Genomic DNA, 17,476 nt, shown 5'->3' on the forward strand with positions numbered 1-17,476 from the left:
CGGCGGCATAAGCTGTACATATATCTATGCATCAATGGCGCGCCATGCTGAAGGCTACGAAGGTACGACTCTACCCCACGACCGAGCAGGCGGAGTTCCTGAACCGCCAGTTCGGCGCGGTGCGCTTCGTCTATAACACCGGCCTTCGCATCATGTCCCATCGCTACCAGCGCCACGGCCAGTCGTTGAGCGCCAAGCACGACATCAAAAAGCTGCTCCCGGTGGCCAAGAAATCGCGCAAGTACGGATGGCTGAAAGAGGCGGATTCCATCGCCCTCCAGCAAGGCGTGCCTCAACCTCGATCATGCCTTCCAGCGCTTCTTCGACCCCGCGCAGAAAGCCGGCTATCCGCGCTTCAAGAGCAAGCGGGGCAAGCAGTCCAGCTATCACTGCGTCGGCGTCAAGGCCGGCGACGACTGGATCAAGGTCCCCAAGCTCGGGCCGATCAAGGCCAGGATGCATCGCCAGGTCGAGGGCAGGCTGAAAAGCATCACCCTGACCCGTACCGTCACCGGCAAGCACTACGCCTCGTTGCTGTTTGACACTGAGCAGGCTGCCCCGGCACCGCTGAAGGACGTTGACGCCGCTAAGGTCGTGGGCCTCGATATGGGGCTGTCGTATCTGGCCATTGACTCCACCGGCCGCAAGATCGCCAATCCGTGCTTCCTCAAGCAGACGCAGCAAAATCTCAAGCGCAAGCAGCAGGCGTTGTCCCGCACGAAGAAGGGCAGCGCCAATCGGGCCAAGGCACGGTTACTCGTCGCCAAGGCGCACGAGCGGCTGGCGAATGCCCGCCATGACTTCCAGCACAAGCTCTCTCGACAGATCGTTGACGACAGCCAAGCGGTGATCGTCGAGACGCTGAAGGTCCGCAACATGATGAAGAACGCCCGCCTCGCCAAGCACATCGGCGATGCGTCCTGGCATGCCTTGGTGACCAAGCTGGACTACAAGGCCAAGGAGCAGGGCAAGCATCTGGTCAAGATCGACCCGTGGTTTGCCAGCTCCAAGACCTGCCATGTCTGCCAGCACAAGATGGACGCCATGCCGTTGAACGTCCGGTCGTGGGAGTGCCCCGCCTGCCACACACAGCACGACCGGGACATCAACGCGGCGCTGAACATCAAGCATCAAGGCATTATCGAGCTGAAGGCGGAAGGGCTGTCCGTCTCTGCCCATGGAGGCTTGCGTAAGTCCGGCATGTCGCCGGTTGCTGCCTGAGAAGTGGGAAGCCTCGCCCGTTAGGGCGGGGAGCAGTCACGCTTGCTGTCACTATCACCTATCGAGCAGGAGCGGCCCATGAGCGAGCTGAGAGTGACCCTGGTGCAGTGCGACCTGCGCTGGGAAGACCCGGATGCCAACTGTCGGATGTTGGAGGAGACCCTGGGCGGCCTCGGTCAGGCCGATACCGACCTGATCGTGCTGCCCGAGATGTTCGCCACCGGCTTCACCATGAACTCTCGGGAGATGGCCGAGCCCATGGCGGAGAGCCGCAGCGTGGCCTGGCTGCAGGGGCAGGCACGCCAGCGCGGCTGCGTGGTCACCGGCAGCGTAGCGGTGGTGGAGAACGGGGACTACTTCAACCGCCTGGTATGGGCACGCCCCGACGGGTCGCTTGCCACCTACGACAAGCGCCACCTGTTCCGCATGGCCGGCGAGCACGAGCGCTACGCCATGGGCCACGAGCGGGTGATCGTCGAGCTCAAGGGCTTCCGGCTCCTGCTCAGCGTCTGCTACGACCTGCGCTTCCCGGTCTGGCTGCGCCAGCAGCCGGCCCCCGGCGAGCACTTCGAGTACGACGCCCTGCTCTGCGTGGCCAACTGGCCGGCCCCGCGGCGTCACCCCTGGTGCACCCTGCTGCAGGCCCGCGCCATCGAGAACCTCTGCCCGGTGATCGGCGTGAATCGCGTCGGCGAAGACGCCAACGGACTGCCCTACGCCGGCGATTCCATGCTGATCGACGCCAAGGGCGAGGCGCTGATCGACGAGCCCGAAGGCCGCGTCTTCGTGAAGACCGGCAGCCTGTCGCTTGACGAGCTCAAGGCCTTTCGGGAGAAGTTTCCCGCCTGGCGCGACGCCGACCACTTCATCCTCTCGGATGGAGTCGGCTTCTGATGCGCCTCGACCGCTTCCTCTCCGAGACCACCGACCTGACCCGCAGCCTGGCCAAGAAGGCCCTGCATCGCGGCGAAGTCAGTGTCGACGGCGAGATCGTCAAGAACCCCGCCACCCAGATCGATGAGGCCAGCCGGGTGATCTGGAACGACGCGCCCCTGACCCTGGTGGGGCTGCGCTACGTGATGCTCCACAAGCCTGCAGGGGTGGAGTGCACCGCCCGGCGCACCCTCTATCCCCGGGCCATCGACCTGATCGAGCTGCCCAAGGTGGAGCGCCTGCAGCCGGTGGGGCGTCTCGACGTCGACACTACCGGGCTCGTGCTCTTGACCGACGACGGCCAGTGGTCCCACCGGGTCACCTCCCCCAAGCACCGCTGCGGCAAGGTCTACCGGGTCACCTTGGCCGAGCCGCTGGAGGGCGATGCGCTGGCGCGCGCCATCGAGGCCTTCGCCGAGGGCGTGGTGCTCGACGGTGAGGAGACACCCACCCGCCCGGCGGAGCTTGCCATGCGCGAGCCGACGGTCGCCGAGCTCACCCTATACGAGGGCAAGTACCACCAGGTGAAGCGCATGTTCGCCGCCATCGGCAACCACGTGGTCGCCCTGCACCGCGAGTCCATCGGTCCGTTGGCGCTGGGTGAGCTGCCCGAAGGGGAGTGGCGCGAGCTCACCGCCGACCAAATCGCCGCCTTCTAGCCCGGATGTTGCACCGGGTTGGTCAGCAGCACCCAGATGCCAGGTTGGGTGGCGATGATGCCGCCCAGAGCTGGAAGTTGGCTATATATTGCTATTGAACAATTTCCTTTGCTCAAGGCGCACTGCCCCCAACCCCCATGTGTTTTCTGTGCCGGGGACAGCACGCCGCGGCGCTACCCAGGCACCAGTTTGCCAGCCAGCTTCAGGAAGATGTCCTGCTTTAGGTTCTTGAATTATAACCGATTTTCAGCCGATTTTTTCATTTATGATGCGGTATCCGGGCTAGCGTATAGGAGAGGTGGTCGGCGGAGTGACGCGGGGAATGAGCGTTTACTTGACGTCCGTCACACCGCACCCTGCCACCCGATGAACAGACAAGGAGCTGGCGATGTGGCGCGTGATCAAGTCGGTACTGGCGGCATTTTTCGGCGTGCAGAAGGAGCAGCGCCGACGCGAGGACTTCGAGCAGGGCAGGCCGCTGGCCTTCATCGTGGTGGGCGTGCTGATGGGGCTGCTGTTCGTGGTGGGAGTGGCGGCGGTGGCCATCGTGGTCGCGCGCTGAAGGGGTCCCGTTGAATCCGGCGTTGGTACACCCGGCGACTGCGGCGAGTTGTTACGGTAGGGCCTTCTATACTGCATCGCAGACACAGCTAATGTTGCGTTAACCGCTAAGACAACAATAACAAGGAAACAAGGAGGCGCCGATGCGCACGTTGTTCGTGTGGATGGCGAGCTGTCTGATGGGGCTTGCGTTCGGCCCCGCGGCAGTCGCCAGCGGTTGGAATATGCCGGTGGGGGTCACCGATCTCAGTCGTGAGATCTACTCCCTGCACATGACCATCTTCTGGATCTGCGTGATCATCGGTGTGGTCGTGTTCGGGGTGATGTTCTACTCCCTGTTCAAGTTCCGTCGCTCCCGCGGTGCCAAGGCGGCCAACTTCCACGAGAACACCACTGTGGAGGTGCTGTGGACCGCCGTTCCCCTGCTGATCCTGGTGGGCATGGCGGTGCCGGCCACCGCGACCCTCAAGAAGATGTACGACGCCTCCGATGCCGAGCTCGATGTGATGATCATCGGCCAGCAGTGGCGCTGGCGCTACGAGTACCTGGGCGAGGAGGTCGCTTTCAACTCCAGCATGAGTACACCTCGCGCCCAGATTCGTGGGGATGAGCCGCGGGAGGAGCACTACCTGCTCGAGGTGGACAATCCTCTGGTACTGCCTATCAATCGCAAGGTGCGCTTCCTGATGACCTCAGACGATGTCATCCACTCCTGGTGGGTGCCGGACTTCGCCGTCAAGCAGGACACCATTCCCGGTTTCGTTAACGAGAACTGGGTGCGCATCAACGAGCCTGGCATCTATCGCGGCCAGTGTACCGAGCTCTGCGGTATGGATCACGGCTTCATGCCGATCGTGGTGCACGCCATGGAGGAGGAGGAGTTCGATACCTGGCTCGCCGAGCGTCGCGAGGAGGCGGAGCAGGAGGCGATGGGCGTCGATCGCGAGTGGGAACTTGAGGAGCTGATGGAGCGCGGTGAGGCGGTCTATGCCAGCATCTGTGCCTCCTGCCACCAGCCTGAGGGGCAGGGGGCGGCGCCGGCCTTCCCGGCGCTCGCCGGCAACCAGCGGCTGCTTGACGACCTCGAGTGGCACCTGGACACCATCGTCAACGGCGTCTCCGGTACGGCGATGCCGGCCTTCCGCAGCACCTTGAACCCGGTCGAGATCGCCGCCGTGACCACCTGGACGCGCAACGCCTGGGGCAGCGACACCGGCGACGCCGTCCAGCCGGCTGACGTGGTCGACAAGCTGGCGAACCAATAACAACAGCACAATGACAGATCAGGGAGATTTACGATGGCGCCCAAGCTGCCTCCGCATCACCCCGTCGAGCAGAGCACCTCGGCCACCGCCGGCGGCCAGGCAGCCGCCCATCCCGCGCCGCCGCGTGGCATCCTGCGCTGGTTGCTGACCACCAACCACAAGGAGATCGGTAGCCTCTACCTGATCTTCTCACTGATCATGTTCTTCATCGGCGGCATCTTCGCGCTGGTGGTGCGGGCCGAGCTTTTCCAGCCGGGCCTGCAGCTGGTCAATCCGGAATTCTTCAACCAGATGACCACCATGCACGGCCTGATCATGGTCTTCGCGGCGGTCATGCCGGCCTTCACGGGGCTGGCCAACTGGATGATCCCGCTGCAGATCGGTGCGCCGGACATGGCCCTGCCGCGGCTCAATAACTTCAGCTTCTGGCTGCTGCCGGTGGCCTTCCTGCTGCTTCTCTCCACCCTGCTGATGCCGGGGGGCGGGCCCAACTTCGGCTGGACCTTCTACGCGCCGCTCTCCACCACCTATGCGCCGCCGTCCACCACCTTCTTTATTCTCTCGCTGCACATCGCTGGGATCAGCTCGATCCTCGGCGCCATCAACATCATCGCCACCATCATCAACATGCGCGCACCGGGCATGCGGCTGATGGACATGCCACTGTTCGTCTGGACCTGGCTGATCACCGCCTTCCTGCTGATCGCGGTGATGCCGGTACTGGCCGGGGTGATCACCATGATGCTGATGGACATCAACTTCGGCACCCACTTCTTCAATGCCGCCGGCGGCGGCGACCCGGTGCTGTTCCAGCACCTCTTCTGGTTCTTTGGGCATCCCGAGGTCTACATCATGATCCTGCCGGCCTTCGGTATCGTCTCGGCGATCATCCCGACCTTCGCCCGCAAGCGGCTGTTCGGCTACGCCTCCATGGTCTATGCCACCGCCGCCATTGCCATTCTCTCCTTCCTGGTGTGGGCGCATCACATGTTCGTGGTGGGGCTGCCGTTGGTCGCCGAGCTGTTCTTCATGTACACCACCATGATTATCGCGGTACCCACTGGGGTGAAGGTGTTCAACTGGATCACCACTCTGTTCCGCGGCTCCATCACCTTCGAGCCGCCGATGCTGTTCGCCCTGGCCTTCGTGGTGCTCTTCACCATCGGTGGCTTCTCCGGCCTGATGCTGGCCATCGCCCCCGCGGACTTCCAGTACCACGACACCTACTTCGTAGTGGCCCACTTCCACTACGTGCTGGTGCCCGGGGCGGTCTTCGCCATCATGGCGGGGGTCTACTACTGGTTGCCCAAGTGGACCGGCCACTACCCCAACGTGAAGCTGGCCCAGTGGCACTTCTGGCTCTCGGTGATCGGCGTCAACCTGACCTTCTTCCCCATGCATTTCTCGGGGCTCGCAGGAATGCCGCGGCGCATTCCCGACTACGCCCTGCAGTTCGCCGACTTCAACCTGGTGTCGAGCCTGGGCGCCTTCATGTTCGGCGCCTCGCAGCTGCTCTTCGTCGCGGTAGTGATCCTCTGCGTGCGCGGCGGTGAGAAGGCGCCGGCCAAGGCCTGGGAGGGTGCCGAGGATCTCGAGTGGAGCGTGCCGAGCCCGGCCCCGCTGCACACCTTCGAAACGCCGCCGACCTTCCAGCGCCATGAGCACTGAGCGAGCCTGGCCCGCGCCCAAGGAGGTGACCCATGACAGAGCCCCAGCAACACTCCACCGCCCCCAACCCCGGCGTGCGCCGAACGGTGGTGCGCTCGGTGGCCACCCTGGTGGGCATGTTCGCCTTCGCCTTCGCCCTGGTGCCGCTCTATGACGTCTTCTGCCGCGTCACCGGCATCAACGGCAAGGTGGACACCACCGCCCAGGCCATCGTGCACGAGGGGGTGGACGATTCGCGCTACGTTACCGTGCAGTTCATCACCCGCAACGGGTCGGGGCTGCCCTGGAACCTCGAGGTGGAGACCCGCCAGATGCGCGTCCACCCGGGACAGACCACCGAGGTGGGCTTCGCCTTCCACAATGCCAGCGGCGAGGGCACCTGGGGGCGGGCGGTGCCCAGTGTCTCGCCCTCGAATGCCACGCGTCACCTGCGCAAGGTGAGCTGCTTCTGTTTCGAGGAGCAGCATCTGGAGGCGGGCGAGCGCCTGGAGCTGCCGCTGGTGTTCCAGCTGGCCCGGGACCTGCCGCCCGAGGTCAATACGGTAACCCTGGTCTACACCCTGTATCCGGTCACCCGCGACGAGGCGCCGCTTCAGGCTCGGGCGACTGCCGGCAAAGGAGATGAGGCATGAGCGGTGGCAGCTACTACGTTCCGGCAACCAGCAAGTGGCCGATCCTCGGTTCGCTGGCCCTGGGCCTGATGATGGTCGGCACCGGCATGGTGCTGGTGTACGACCGCGGTACCCTGGTCATGACGGCGGGGCTGCTGGCGGTGCTGGCGGTGATGGGGCTGTGGTTTCGCGACGTGGTGAAGCAGTCCCGCCAGGGGCTCTACGACGCCCAGATGGACCGCTCCTTCCGCCAGGGCATGGGCTGGTTCATCTTCTCCGAGGTGATGTTCTTCGCCGCCTTCTTCGGGGCGCTCTTTTATATCCGCACCTTTGCCCTGCCATGGCTCGACGGCGAGGGGGCCAAGGGGGTGGCGGCGCTGCTGTGGCCGGAATTCACCGCCAGCTGGCCGCTGCTCGAGCCGCCCGGGGATGTGACCGGCCCCCGCGACACCTTCAGCCCCTGGCAGCTGCCGCTGGTCAACACCCTGATTCTGGTGGCGTCGAGTATCACCTTGACGGTGGCCCACGAGGGGCTCAAGGAGGGGCATCGCGAGACCACCCGCAACTGGCTGTTCGCCACCCTGCTGCTGGCCATCAGCTTCATCACCATCCAGGGCATCGAGTACTACGAGGCCTATGTCCACTACGGTATCACCCTGGAGGCGGGCATCTACGGGGCGACCTTCTTCCTGCTCACCGGCTTCCATGGAGCCCACGTGATCATCGGCGCCACCATCCTGGCGGTGATGCTGGTGCGCGTGCTGCGCGGCCACTTTTCGAGCGACAACCACTTCGGCTTCGAGGCGGCCTGCTGGTACTGGCACTTCGTGGACGTGGTGTGGATCGGCCTGTTCCTGTTCGTCTATGTCTTCTGAGCCCGGGGCTGGCTGGGTCCGCCAGCATCCCGGGCTGCGTTCAGCCGGCGAGACCGCCGGCGTAGAAGCCGTAGAAGAGCAGACCCAGCAGGGTGGCGGCCAGGGCGACGCGGAGCTTGAGTGACACCAGCAGCCGGCGCGAGGCGGCCTCGTCGCGGAGCAGGAAGCCCGCACCGGCGGCAAGGCTCGCCAGCATGGCCAGGAATACCAGTGCGATCAGGACCTTGAGTAGCATGGAGCACTCCTTGAACGATTCTCCCTCTCAGCATGCCCGTCGCGGGCCATGGCGGCAACGCCTGTGGTGGCTGCTGTGGGCGCCGCTGGTGCTGCTCGGCCTGGGGCTCGGGCTCTGGCAGTGGGAGCGGGCGGGCGAGAAGCGTGATTACCTGGCGGGCCTTGCGGCGGCGCCGCACCTGGAGGCACCGCACCAGCGGCCGCCGGACGGCAGCCACCTGACCCTGAGCGGTGAGTACCTCGCCGAGCAGACGCTGTTCCTCGACAACCGGGTGCTCAATGGGCGTCACGGCGTGGCGCCGCTGACCCCGCTGCGCACCGCCGACGGCCGCCTGTGGTTGGTGCAGCGAGGCTTCCTGGCCAGTGGTGCCGGCCGTGAGACTCCGGAGGTGGCGACCCCGCAAGGTCTGGTGACCTTGGAGGGGCGCTGGCAGGAGGCGGGCGAGGGGGCGCCGCTGTTCGGCCCCAACCGCGAGGGGCAGCGCCTGCAGCGCATCCAGCTCGATGCCTGGGAGCGACCCTTTGCCCATGACGGCTGGCTGCACCTCGAGCAGGGCCCGGGGCGGCTCGAACCCTGGTGGACGCCCAGCGTGATGCCCCCCAGTCGCCACCTGGGCTACGCCGTGCAGTGGTGGGGGCTGGCGCTGGCCGCCCTGGTGGTGATGGTGATCGGTGGCCGCCGCCTGGGGCGTGACCGCCGGGCGGTCAATGATGATCCCTGTCGTACAGACAACAAGCAGGAGAGCTTGTGATGAGTCAGACCTCTCGAGCCCGTGCGTCCCGCCTCAAGGTGCTGGCGCTGCTGTCGCTCTTCGCACTGCCGTTGCTGGTGGCCTGGGCCATGGTGACCTGGCGGGTCGGCATTCCCGAGCAGCGTACCGCCCACGGGGATCTGGCGCCGGATCTCCCGGCGCTGGCGGCCTGGCCCCTGGAGGGGGAGCACGCCGCCGGGCTTGGCGGTGACTGGGTACTGGCCTTCGACTGCGGCGACCAGTGTGCGGCGCTGGCCGACCAGTGGTGGCGCCTGCACCGGGCCCTGGGGCGCGAGGCGCCGCGGGTCAGCCGGCTGCGGGTCGGCGGTGAGGCCAGTGCACTGCCCGGTGAGGCGGTGGCCCACTGGACCGAGCCCCCGGCATGGCATGCCCCCGACCACCTCTGGGTGCTGGACCCGCGGGGTGTGCCGGTGCTCGCCTATGGGCCCGAGGTGTCGCCCCGGGATGTGCTCGACGATGTGAATCGCCTGCTGCGCATGAACCCCGAGGTGCTGCGTCGGGATGAGCCCAGGCTGGCGGGACGCTAGGAAGCGACAGGGATGACGACAATGACCAATGAGGCATATCGGCGCCGCCTGCGGCGGCTCATGGCTCTCAGCCTGGTGGGGGGGGGGGCTTCACCGTGGCGGTGATCCTGGTGGGGGTGTTCACCCGGCTGGTGGATGCCGGACTGGGTTGCCCGGACTGGCCCGGCTGCTACGGGCGGCTGGTGGTGCCGGATGAGACCCGGGCCATGGCCCACACGCCCGAGGCGCCGCTCGAGACCTTCCAAGCCTGGGTCGAGATGGTGCATCGCTACGTGGCATCAGCACTGGGGCTGCTGGTGATCGCCCTGGTGGTGCTGGGCGCGCCGCTGCGTCGTCAGCCCGACTATCCCTGGGGGGTGAGCCTTGCGCTGCTGGCGGTGATCCTGGTGCAGGGGGCCTTCGGGGCCTTCACCGTGACCCTCAAGCTGTGGCCTCAGGTGGTGACCCTCCACCTGCTCGGCGGGCTGTCGGTGATGCTGCTGTTCCTGTGGCTGCACCTGCGGCTGCGTCGCTTCGCCGGCGGCCGACTGACGCCGGGTGGCGTGGCGCCGCCGCGCCGCCCGCTGACGCCGCTCTGGGGGCTCGCCATGCTGCTGCTGGTGGCGCAGATCGCCCTGGGAGGCTGGGTCTCCAGCAACTATGCGGGCATCGCCTGCCAGGGCTTTCCGACCTGCAACGGCCAGTGGTGGCCGGCCATGGACTGGAGCGAGGGCTTTCACCTGACCCAGAGCGTGGGGCCCAACTACCTGCATGGCCAGCTGCATGCCGATGCGCGCACGGCCATCCAGATGGGGCATCGGCTGGGGGCCCTGGTGCTGGGGCTGGCGCTGTTGCTGCTGGCCATGCGCCACTGGCATGAGGCGCGTCTGAGGCCCTGGCTGGGGGCGCTGGCTGGCCTCTATGTGGTACAGCTGGGGCTAGGCATCGCCAATGTGCTGCTGTGGCTGCCGCTGTGGCTGGCGCTGCTGCACACCGCCGGGGCGGTGGCGCTGGTGATCGCCATGGCCATGGCGGTGTGGGCCTGGCGCGAGGCCGAAGGCGTGTCGGCATTACAACAATCGACCAAGAAGGAGTGGGTCCATGTCTGAGGCCATGATGACGCAAGTTCGCACGGCAGCGTCCGTGCCGCTGGAGTCGGCCCGTTGGGGCTGGAGAGACCTACTGACCCTGTGCAAGCCGCGGGTAGTGGTGGTGATGCTGGTGTGCGCCCTGGTGGGCATGGCGCTCGCGCGCCCGGTACTGCCGTCGCTGGCCGTGGTGGTCTTCGGGCTGGCCGGCATCGGGCTGGCCGCCGGCGGCGCCGCGGCCTTCAACCACGTGGTCGACCGGCGGCTGGATGCGATGATGCTGCGCACCTCCCGCCGCCCGCTGGCGGCTCGGCGCATGCCCAGCGCGGTGGCGCTGGCGTGGGCCACGCTGCTCTCGGTGGCGGGCGTGGGCCTGCTGGCCTGGCAGGTCAATGCACTCACCGCCTGGCTGACCCTGGGCTCGCTGATCGGCTATGCGCTGGTCTATACCGCCTTTCTCAAGCACGCCACGCCGCAGAACATCGTGATCGGCGGGGTGGCCGGGGCGGCGCCGCCGCTGCTGGGGTGGACGGCGGTGACCGGGCAGGTCGGTCCCGAGCCGCTGCTGCTGGTGCTGATCATCTTCGCCTGGACCCCGCCGCACTTCTGGGCGCTGGCGCTGCACAAGCGCGAGGAGTACGCCCGCGCCGGGGTGCCGATGCTGCCGGTGACCCACGGCGAGGCCTTTACCCGGCTGCAGGTGTGGCTGTACGGGTGGCTCACTGTGGCGGTGACCCTGATGCCCTTCGCCATTGGCATGAGCGGGGCCGTCTACCTGGTGGGTATGGTGGCGCTCAATGCGCGCTTCATGTACTGGAACTGGAAGGTGTGGCGGGGCCAGGACCCCAGGGCCCCCCTGGCCGCCTTCTGGTTCTCGATCCGCTATATCCTCGGCGTCTTTGGCGTGTTGCTGCTCGACCACTACGCCATGGCCTGGTCCCTGTGGGGATGAGTCGGTGGCACCGATGACTCCGCCCGGCCAAGGCCGGGCGGAGTCGTGTTGGAGAGCGAGGTGTCGTCAGGCGTGGTGGCCTACCAGAGGGTGATCAGCAGGAAGTAGGCCATCAGGGTGACCAGCACGGTGCTGATCAGGTTGAGGGCGAAACCGGCGCGGATCATCGACTGGATCTTCATGTGGCCGGTGGCGAACACGATGGCATTGGGCGGCGTGGCCACCGGCATCATGAAGGCGCAGCTGGCGGCGATGGCGGCCGGCACCGTGACCAGCAGCGGCGAGATGTCCAGCGACAGGGACAGGGCGCCCAGCAGCGGCAGGAAGGCCGCGGCGGTGGCGGTGTTGGAGGTCACCTCGGTGAGGAAGATGATCACCAGGACCACCACGGCGATCATCGCCAGCAGCGGGAAGGTGCCGAAGATGGCCAGCTGGCCGGCGATCCATTCGGCGAGCCCGGTGCGGTGATGGTGCCCGCCAGTGCCAGGCCGCCGCCGAACAGCAGCAGGATCCCCCAGGGCAGCTTCTGAGCCTCCTCCCAGACCATCAGCCGCTCGCCCTCGCCGCGACCGCTGGGCACCAGGAAGAGCACCACGCCGGCGGCGATGGCGATGCCGGTGTCGGAGAGCCACGGCATGCCCAGGTCGTTGAGCAGGGGGCGCACCACCCAGGCCAGCGCCGCCAGCGAGAAGATGATCGCCACACGCCGCTCGGCGGCGCTCATGGGGCCGAGCCTGGCCAGTTCCTGGCCGACCACCCCGGCGCTGTCCTCGCCGGCCTCGAGGCGGAAGCCTCCACGGGTCAGCCACCACCAGGCCGCGCCCATCATGGCGATGCTGATGGGCAGGCCGATGATCATCCACTGGGCGAAGCCGATGTCGATGCCGCGATCCTCTGCCAGGTAGCCGGCCAGCAGGGCATTGGGCGGGGTGCCGATCAGGGTCGCCACCCCGCCGATGCTGGCCGAGTAGGCGATGGCCAGCAGCAGGGCGGTGGCGTAGCGCTTGACCTCGTCGGGGTCGCTGTTGTCACCGAGCAGGCTGATCACCGACATGCCGATCGGCAGCATCATGATGGCGGTGGCGGTATTGGAGACCCACATGCTCAGGAAGCCGGTGGCGATCATGAAGCCGGCGATCTGGCGACGGGGCTGGTGGCCCACCAGCTTGAGCACATGCAGCGCCAGGCGGCGATGGAGGTTCCAGCGCTGCATCGAGATGCCGAGCAGGAAGCCGCCCAGGAAGAGATAGATAATCGGGTTGGCGTAGCTGCCGGTGGCCTCGCCCAGGGTGCCAAGGCCCAGGGCAGGCACCAGCAGCATGGGCAGCAGCGAGGTGACCGGGATGGGGACGGCCTCGGTGGACCACCAGGTGGCCATCAGCAGCGCTAGCCCCACGCAGGCCCAGGCGGCCTCGCTCATGCCGGTAGGGGGCGGCAGAATCAGGGTGGCGAGCAACAGGGCGGGGCCCAGCCACAGGCCGAAGCGGCCGGGACCGGAAGGGCCCTGCGTCTTCTCGGGAACATCGGGACTCGACGGCATGCGTGTCTCCATCAGCGGATTGGTACCGGGGTGCGTGAAAGCGCGGAATTCTACTTAAGTTGTAGCTGTGCGTCAGGATAGGCTTGTTCGCCTTTGGTCTAAGGCGCCGCGCCCGCGCTCGGTGGATGCCGGCAACCTTGACCCGGGGCATGGCCAGGGGTAACCCTGTTCCCGCCGTCCCCACCCGACACCCCAAACCTCCGGAAGCCCCGTCATGATGCCAAGCGATACTCAGCCGGACCTCGAGACCCTGGTGCGCCTATGCGAGGAGGCGGGGCGTGCCATCCTGGCGGTGCGCGAGGCGGGCTTCCGGGTAGACGCCAAGGAGGACGCCTCGCCGGTGACGGCTGCGGATCTGGCCGCCCATGAGCTCCTGGTGGCGGGCCTCGAAGCCGGCTCGACGCTGCCGATCCTTTCCGAGGAGGGGGGCGAGGTGCCCTGGGAGGCGCGCCGAGAGTGGCAGCGTTTCTGGCTGATCGACCCGCTGGACGGCACGCGCGAGTTCGTCGACGGCTTCGATGACTTTACCGTCAATGTGGCGCTGGTCGAGGCGGGGCGACCGGTGCTTGGGGTGGTGCATGCGCCGGCCTTGGGCACCAGCTGGGCCGGCATCGTCGGCCAGGGGGCCTGGCGCTGGCAGGCCGAGGCGCGCCGGCCGATCCAGGTGGCGCCCCGCTGGCCGCCACGGGTGCTGGCCAGTCGGGCACACCTGGACGCCATCACCTGGGCATGGATCGCGGCGATCCCTGGCGCCCAACTGGTGCGCTGCGGCAGCTCGGTGAAGTTCTGCCGCATCGCCGAGGGGCATGCCGATCTCTATCCGCGTTTCTCGCCCACCTGCGAGTGGGACACCGCCGCTGGCCAGGCGGTGCTGGAGGCCGCCGGTGGCGCGGTCCTCGCGGCGGACAGCCTGGCGGCACTGCGCTGCCAGCGGGGGGAGAGCCTGGTCAACGGCCACTTCATCGCCTGTGCGACACCGGTCTGGCGGGAGCGCCTGGCGGCCCTGGGGCGCCAGGCGGTTGGGGAGAGCGGGCGGCACCGGTAGAATGGGGCCAATCCCGATTCGACCCACAACCTCGAGAGCCCTGATGACGACAACGACTGCGCTTGTCCTGGCCGGCCTCGGCCTGGCGATCATCGCCGGCCTGGCCGCCTACGCCTATACGCTTCGCCAGGAGGTTCGCCGCCGGCAGGCCTTCCGTGAGGAGGAGGAGCGCCGCGCTCGCGACAACTGCCTGGAGAACCTCGAACTCGTCGCTTCGGCCCTGCTCCAGGAGCAGGTGGATGTCACCGAGGGGGCCTGGCGCTGCAAGGTGCTACTGGAGATCCTGGATCCGCGGCTGCTGGAGCGCGAGTCCTTTCGCCCCTTCGGTGAGGTGTATGAGCGTACTCGTCACCTGCACACCCACGCGGCGCGCAAGGCGCTGACGCCCAAGGAACGCTTCAAGGAAGATCGCGAGCGGCTGAGCGTGGAGGAGGAGCTGCGCGAGGCGGTGCTCGGTGCGGCCGGTGCGGTACTGGAGTTCCGGCGCAACTGGCCGGGCAGCCTGCACTGACGCCTGAATGCCTCACGCCTGTTATCGAACACTGTGCGTATATTGTAACGATCTGCTAAGTTCATAAGAAGGCGATTGAAAGATGGGGCGAGCTGCTGCAAGCTTGGCCCGTGCCGAACCTGCCCGGATCGTGAAGCGGTCTGCGGCAGGCGAGGTCTGGTCGCGGCGGAGCCGACTCCGCGGCGCCCAATCGTCGGGATCATCTGGGAAGGCGGTGAACCTGTTGCCTGACCTGGAACCAAGAAAGAAAAAGAGAAGGAGTTTCACATGAAGAAGTCCACGACTGGCTTGCTGCTCGGTTCCGCTCTGGTGGTTGGCCTTGCCGGCTGCGCCACCCCCAACACCACCCCCTCGTCCGATCGTCCCTGGTACCAGCAGCCGGTGACCTGCGGCATCGCTGGCAGCCTGATCGGCGGCAGCATCGGCTACGCCACCAGCGGCAGCTCCGATGAAGAAGAGGGTGCCGCCACCGGTGCCGTAGCCGGTGCCGCCATCGGCGCCCTGCTGTGTGCCGACCGCACCCCGGCCCCGGTGGCCGAGCCCGAGCCGATGCCTGAGCCCGAACCTGAGCCCGAGCCCGTGCCGGACTTCGAGCCGGTGACCCTCTCCAGCGAGGTCAACTTCGCGTTCGATTCCGATGCGCTGACCCCCGCTGCCGAGTCGACCCTGGACGAAGTCGCTCGTCGCCTGCGCGAGCATACCGACGTGCGCATTCGCATCGAGGGTCACACCGACTCCGTCGGTTCCGCCCAGTACAACCAGGGCCTCTCCGAGCGTCGTGCCAATTCCGTGCGCACCTACCTGGAAAGCCAGGGCGTCGCCGGTGACCGCATGATCGCCGTGGGCTACGGTCTGGAGCGTCCGGTCGCGAGCAACGACACCGACGAGGGCCGTGCCCTGAACCGTCGCGTCGAGATCGTTCGTCAGTAATCGACCGTCGTGAACCGGGCGAGTCATCGCCCGACCGGCAGGGGCGCCTTCGGGCGCCCCTGCTTCGTTCCGGCTGGCGGTCGCGGCAGGTGGCGCCCCGGTGACCGACTCTGGTAAAGTAGGCGCCGCTTTGCCATCGCTGTTTACCGCGACACGTGGTCTCTCGTATGGGCCACCACTGCGCACAAGGACCCCCTTAATGCCCATCGTTACCCTGCCCGACGGCAGTCAGAGAACCTTCGATACCCCGATCACCGTGATGCAGCTGGCTGAGGCGATCGGCCCCGGGCTTGCCAAGGCCTGTGTGGCCGGAAAGATCGACGGTGTACTGGTGGATGCCGCCGACCTGATCGAGCACGACGCCGAGGTGGCCATCCTCACCGCTCGCGATCCCGAGGGGCTGGAGGTGATCCGCCACTCCTGCGCCCACCTGGTCGGCCACGCCGTCAAGCAGCTCTTCCCTGAGGCCAAGATGGCGATCGGTCCGGTGATCGACGACGGCTTCTACTACGATATCGATTTCGGCCGCCCGGCGACCCCCGAGGACCTCGAGGCGATCGAGAAGCGCATGAAGCAGCTGATCGACAAGGGCTACGACGTGCGCCGCGAGTACGTCGATCGCGATCACGCCATGCGCACCTTCCTGGACCGCGACGAGCCCTACAAGCAGGAGATCGTGCGCGAGATCCCGGAAGGCGAGACCATCCGCCTCTATCATCACGAAGAGTACATCGACATGTGTCGGGGGCCCCATGTGCCCAACACCCGGCACTTGCAGGCCTTCAAGCTCACCAAGCTGGCCGGTGCCTACTGGCGCGGCGATGCCACCAAGCCGATGCTGACCCGCATCTACGGCACCGCCTGGCCCGACAAGAAGCAGCTCAAGGCCTACCTCAAGCGCCTCGAGGAGGCCGAGAAGCGCGACCATCGCAAGCTGGCCCGGAAGATGGACCTCTTCCACCTCCAGGAGGAGGCCCCGGGCATGGTGTTCTGGCACCCCAACGGCTGGACCATGTACCAGGCGCTGGAGCAGTACATGCGCCGGGTGCAGATCGAGAATGGCTACCAGGAGATCAAGACGCCTCAGGTGGTGGATCTCTCGCTGTGGAAGAAGTCCGGCCACTGGGGGCACTACAGTGAGCTGATGTTCACCACCGAGTCCGAGAAGCGCGACTACGCGGTGAAGCCGATGAACTGCCCCTGCCACGTGCAGGTGTTCAACCAGGGCCTCAAGAGCTACCGGGACCTGCCGCTACGCCTGGCCGAGTTCGGCAGCTGCCACCGCAACGAGCCCTCCGGTTCGCTACACGGCCTGATGCGAGTGCGCGCCTTCACCCAGGACGACGCTCACATCTTCTGCACCGAGAAGCAGATCCAGGCCGAGGCCGAGGACTTCATCGCCCTGACCCTGAAGGTCTACAAGGAACTGGGCTTCGACGACGTGGAGCTCAAGCTCTCCACCCGTCCCGAGGACTTCCTCGGTGAGCCGGAGATGTGGGACCGTGCCGAGGCGGGCCTCGAGGCGGCCCTCAACGCCACCGGACTCCAGTGGGAACTGCAGCCGGGCGAGGGGGCCTTCTACGGCCCCAAGATCGAGTTCTCCCTGCGCGACTGCCTCAATCGGGTCTGGCAGTGCGGCACCCTGCAGCTCGATTTCAACCTGCCGGGTCGCCTCGGCGCCCAGTTCGTCGACGAGGACGGCGCCCGCAAGACCCCGGTGATGCTGCACCGCGCGATCCTGGGCTCCTTCGAGCGCTTCCTGGGGATTCTCATCGAGCACTACGCCGGGGCCATGCCGCTGTGGCTGGCGCCGCAGCAGGCGGTGATCCTCAATATCACCGATGCCCAGCGCGATTACGTGCTGGATCTCGAGAAGCGTTTGCAGAAAATCGGCCTGCGCGTCAAGGCGGACTTGAGGAACGAGAAGATCGGCTTTAAAATCCGCGAGCATACGTTGCAGAAAGTTCCCTATCTCCTCGTGGTGGGGGATAAGGAAGTCGAGGCCGACTCGGTGGCCGTGCGTACACGCACCGGCGAGGATCTAGGCACCATGCGGGTCGATGACCTCATCGAGCGTCTGAACGCCGAACTCGGCTGACGACAT

The 17,476-nt window shown here is 66.6% G+C and carries 16 protein-coding genes and 3 pseudogenes; 17 read left to right on the top strand and 2 right to left on the bottom strand.

Annotation, left to right across the window (positions count from 1 at the left end; all coding sequences use genetic code 11):
- Window positions 1-44: 44 nt before the first annotated feature.
- The 9 genes and pseudogenes from DER72_RS16355 to DER72_RS03580 all read left to right on the top strand — a co-directional run.
- Window positions 45-119 (top strand): annotated as a pseudogene (locus DER72_RS16355) (helix-turn-helix domain-containing protein); the annotation flags it as partial.
- 145 nt (window positions 120-264) lie between these two features.
- Window positions 265-1,221 carry a transposase gene (locus DER72_RS03545; protein ID WP_258306190.1) on the top strand — a complete coding sequence of 319 codons (957 nt, stop codon included), beginning with the start codon at window positions 265-267 and terminating at the stop codon, window positions 1,219-1,221.
- 78 nt (window positions 1,222-1,299) lie between these two features.
- Entirely contained in the window at window positions 1,300-2,115 is an 816-nt protein-coding gene (locus tag DER72_RS03550; RefSeq protein WP_110068623.1) for an amidohydrolase, read from the top strand.
- The gene (locus tag DER72_RS03555) at window positions 2,115-2,813 is read left to right on the top strand and encodes a pseudouridine synthase (protein ID WP_110068624.1); all 699 of its coding nucleotides are present in this window, start codon (window positions 2,115-2,117) and stop codon (window positions 2,811-2,813) included. Before DER72_RS03550 ends, DER72_RS03555 begins: the two co-directional genes overlap by 1 nt.
- A 388-nt stretch (window positions 2,814-3,201) precedes the next feature.
- The gene (locus DER72_RS03560) at window positions 3,202-3,375 is read left to right on the top strand and encodes a DUF2970 domain-containing protein (protein WP_110068625.1); all 174 of its coding nucleotides are present in this window, start codon (window positions 3,202-3,204) and stop codon (window positions 3,373-3,375) included.
- Between the two features lie 142 nt (window positions 3,376-3,517).
- Window positions 3,518-4,639, top strand: coding sequence for a cytochrome c oxidase subunit II (gene coxB, locus DER72_RS03565; protein ID WP_110068626.1), 1,122 nt, complete (start codon window positions 3,518-3,520; stop codon window positions 4,637-4,639).
- Between the two features lie 33 nt (window positions 4,640-4,672).
- Complete coding sequence (ctaD, locus tag DER72_RS03570) at window positions 4,673-6,307, top strand: cytochrome c oxidase subunit I (protein ID WP_110068627.1); 1,635 nt, start codon at window positions 4,673-4,675, stop codon at window positions 6,305-6,307.
- 32 nt (window positions 6,308-6,339) lie between these two features.
- Window positions 6,340-6,939, top strand: a complete 600-nt coding sequence (locus DER72_RS03575; protein ID WP_110068628.1) for a cytochrome c oxidase assembly protein — start codon at window positions 6,340-6,342, stop codon at window positions 6,937-6,939.
- Complete coding sequence (locus DER72_RS03580) at window positions 6,936-7,793, top strand: cytochrome c oxidase subunit 3 (RefSeq protein ID WP_110068629.1); 858 nt, start codon at window positions 6,936-6,938, stop codon at window positions 7,791-7,793. Before DER72_RS03575 ends, DER72_RS03580 begins: the two co-directional genes overlap by 4 nt.
- 40 nt (window positions 7,794-7,833) lie before the next feature.
- Here DER72_RS03580 and DER72_RS03585 read toward each other — a convergent pair whose 3' ends face one another.
- Window positions 7,834-8,028, bottom strand: coding sequence for a DUF2909 family protein (locus DER72_RS03585; protein ID WP_110068630.1), 195 nt, complete (start codon window positions 8,026-8,028; stop codon window positions 7,834-7,836).
- A 10-nt stretch (window positions 8,029-8,038) separates the two neighbouring features.
- Between DER72_RS03585 and DER72_RS03590 the strand changes: the two genes are divergently transcribed.
- The 4 genes and pseudogenes from DER72_RS03590 to cyoE all read left to right on the top strand — a co-directional run bounded on the left by DER72_RS03590 (window position 8,039) and on the right by cyoE (window position 11,346).
- Complete coding sequence (locus DER72_RS03590) at window positions 8,039-8,779, top strand: SURF1 family protein (protein WP_258306183.1); 741 nt, start codon at window positions 8,039-8,041, stop codon at window positions 8,777-8,779.
- The gene (locus DER72_RS03595) at window positions 8,779-9,327 is read left to right on the top strand and encodes a hypothetical protein (protein ID WP_110068632.1); all 549 of its coding nucleotides are present in this window, start codon (window positions 8,779-8,781) and stop codon (window positions 9,325-9,327) included. The genes DER72_RS03590 and DER72_RS03595 overlap by 1 nt, the downstream gene beginning before the upstream one ends.
- A 21-nt stretch (window positions 9,328-9,348) precedes the next feature.
- Window positions 9,349-10,415: pseudogene (locus DER72_RS03600) on the top strand (heme A synthase).
- A gap of 7 nt (window positions 10,416-10,422) precedes the next feature.
- Window positions 10,423-11,346, top strand: a complete 924-nt coding sequence (gene cyoE, locus DER72_RS03605; RefSeq protein ID WP_375153259.1) for a heme o synthase — start codon at window positions 10,423-10,425, stop codon at window positions 11,344-11,346.
- An 80-nt stretch (window positions 11,347-11,426) separates the two neighbouring features.
- Here the strand turns inward: cyoE and DER72_RS03610 are convergent.
- Window positions 11,427-12,898: pseudogene (locus DER72_RS03610) on the bottom strand (SLC13 family permease).
- Between the two features lie 202 nt (window positions 12,899-13,100).
- On the opposite strand from DER72_RS03610, the gene cysQ reads away from it, so the two are divergent.
- The 4 genes from cysQ (at window position 13,101) to thrS (ending at window position 17,470) form a co-directional block, all read left to right on the top strand.
- The gene (cysQ, locus tag DER72_RS03615; protein ID WP_219983226.1) at window positions 13,101-13,931 is read left to right on the top strand and encodes a 3'(2'),5'-bisphosphate nucleotidase CysQ; all 831 of its coding nucleotides are present in this window, start codon (window positions 13,101-13,103) and stop codon (window positions 13,929-13,931) included.
- 43 nt (window positions 13,932-13,974) lie between these two features.
- Window positions 13,975-14,442, top strand: a complete 468-nt coding sequence (locus DER72_RS03620) for a DUF2489 domain-containing protein (protein WP_110068634.1) — start codon at window positions 13,975-13,977, stop codon at window positions 14,440-14,442.
- Window positions 14,443-14,709: 267 nt separating this feature from the next.
- Window positions 14,710-15,372, top strand: a complete 663-nt coding sequence (locus DER72_RS16565) for an OmpA family protein (protein ID WP_110068635.1) — start codon at window positions 14,710-14,712, stop codon at window positions 15,370-15,372.
- Between the two features lie 199 nt (window positions 15,373-15,571).
- Window positions 15,572-17,470 carry a threonine--tRNA ligase gene (gene thrS, locus DER72_RS03630; protein ID WP_110068636.1) on the top strand — a complete coding sequence of 633 codons (1,899 nt, stop codon included), beginning with the start codon at window positions 15,572-15,574 and terminating at the stop codon, window positions 17,468-17,470.
- The last annotated feature ends 6 nt before the right edge of the window (window positions 17,471-17,476 follow it).

Origin of the sequence: Halomonas sp. A11-A (genome assembly GCF_003182195.1) — a bacterium.
GTDB classification, from domain to species: Bacteria; Pseudomonadota; Gammaproteobacteria; order Pseudomonadales; family Halomonadaceae; genus Halomonas; species Halomonas alkalicola.

What these genes read in the sequence shown, in the direction of transcription:
- ctaD (WP_110068627.1), top strand. Translation starts at nt 4,673, where the DNA reads ATGGCGCCCAAGCTGCCTCCGCATCACCCCGTCGAGCAGAGCACCTCG.
- thrS (WP_110068636.1), top strand. Translation starts at nt 15,572, where the DNA reads ATGCCCATCGTTACCCTGCCCGACGGCAGTCAGAGAACCTTCGATACC.
- DER72_RS03575 (WP_110068628.1), top strand. Translation starts at nt 6,340, where the DNA reads ATGACAGAGCCCCAGCAACACTCCACCGCCCCCAACCCCGGCGTGCGC.
- coxB (WP_110068626.1), top strand. Translation starts at nt 3,518, where the DNA reads ATGCGCACGTTGTTCGTGTGGATGGCGAGCTGTCTGATGGGGCTTGCG.
- cysQ (WP_219983226.1), top strand. Translation starts at nt 13,101, where the DNA reads ATGATGCCAAGCGATACTCAGCCGGACCTCGAGACCCTGGTGCGCCTA.
- DER72_RS03585 (WP_110068630.1), bottom strand. Translation starts at nt 8,028, where the DNA reads ATGCTACTCAAGGTCCTGATCGCACTGGTATTCCTGGCCATGCTGGCG.
- DER72_RS03595 (WP_110068632.1), top strand. Translation starts at nt 8,779, where the DNA reads ATGAGTCAGACCTCTCGAGCCCGTGCGTCCCGCCTCAAGGTGCTGGCG.
- DER72_RS03580 (WP_110068629.1), top strand. Translation starts at nt 6,936, where the DNA reads ATGAGCGGTGGCAGCTACTACGTTCCGGCAACCAGCAAGTGGCCGATC.
- DER72_RS16565 (WP_110068635.1), top strand. Translation starts at nt 14,710, where the DNA reads ATGAAGAAGTCCACGACTGGCTTGCTGCTCGGTTCCGCTCTGGTGGTT.
- cyoE (WP_375153259.1), top strand. Translation starts at nt 10,423, where the DNA reads ATGACGCAAGTTCGCACGGCAGCGTCCGTGCCGCTGGAGTCGGCCCGT.
- DER72_RS03550 (WP_110068623.1), top strand. Translation starts at nt 1,300, where the DNA reads ATGAGCGAGCTGAGAGTGACCCTGGTGCAGTGCGACCTGCGCTGGGAA.
- DER72_RS03620 (WP_110068634.1), top strand. Translation starts at nt 13,975, where the DNA reads ATGACGACAACGACTGCGCTTGTCCTGGCCGGCCTCGGCCTGGCGATC.
- DER72_RS03555 (WP_110068624.1), top strand. Translation starts at nt 2,115, where the DNA reads ATGCGCCTCGACCGCTTCCTCTCCGAGACCACCGACCTGACCCGCAGC.
- DER72_RS03560 (WP_110068625.1), top strand. Translation starts at nt 3,202, where the DNA reads ATGTGGCGCGTGATCAAGTCGGTACTGGCGGCATTTTTCGGCGTGCAG.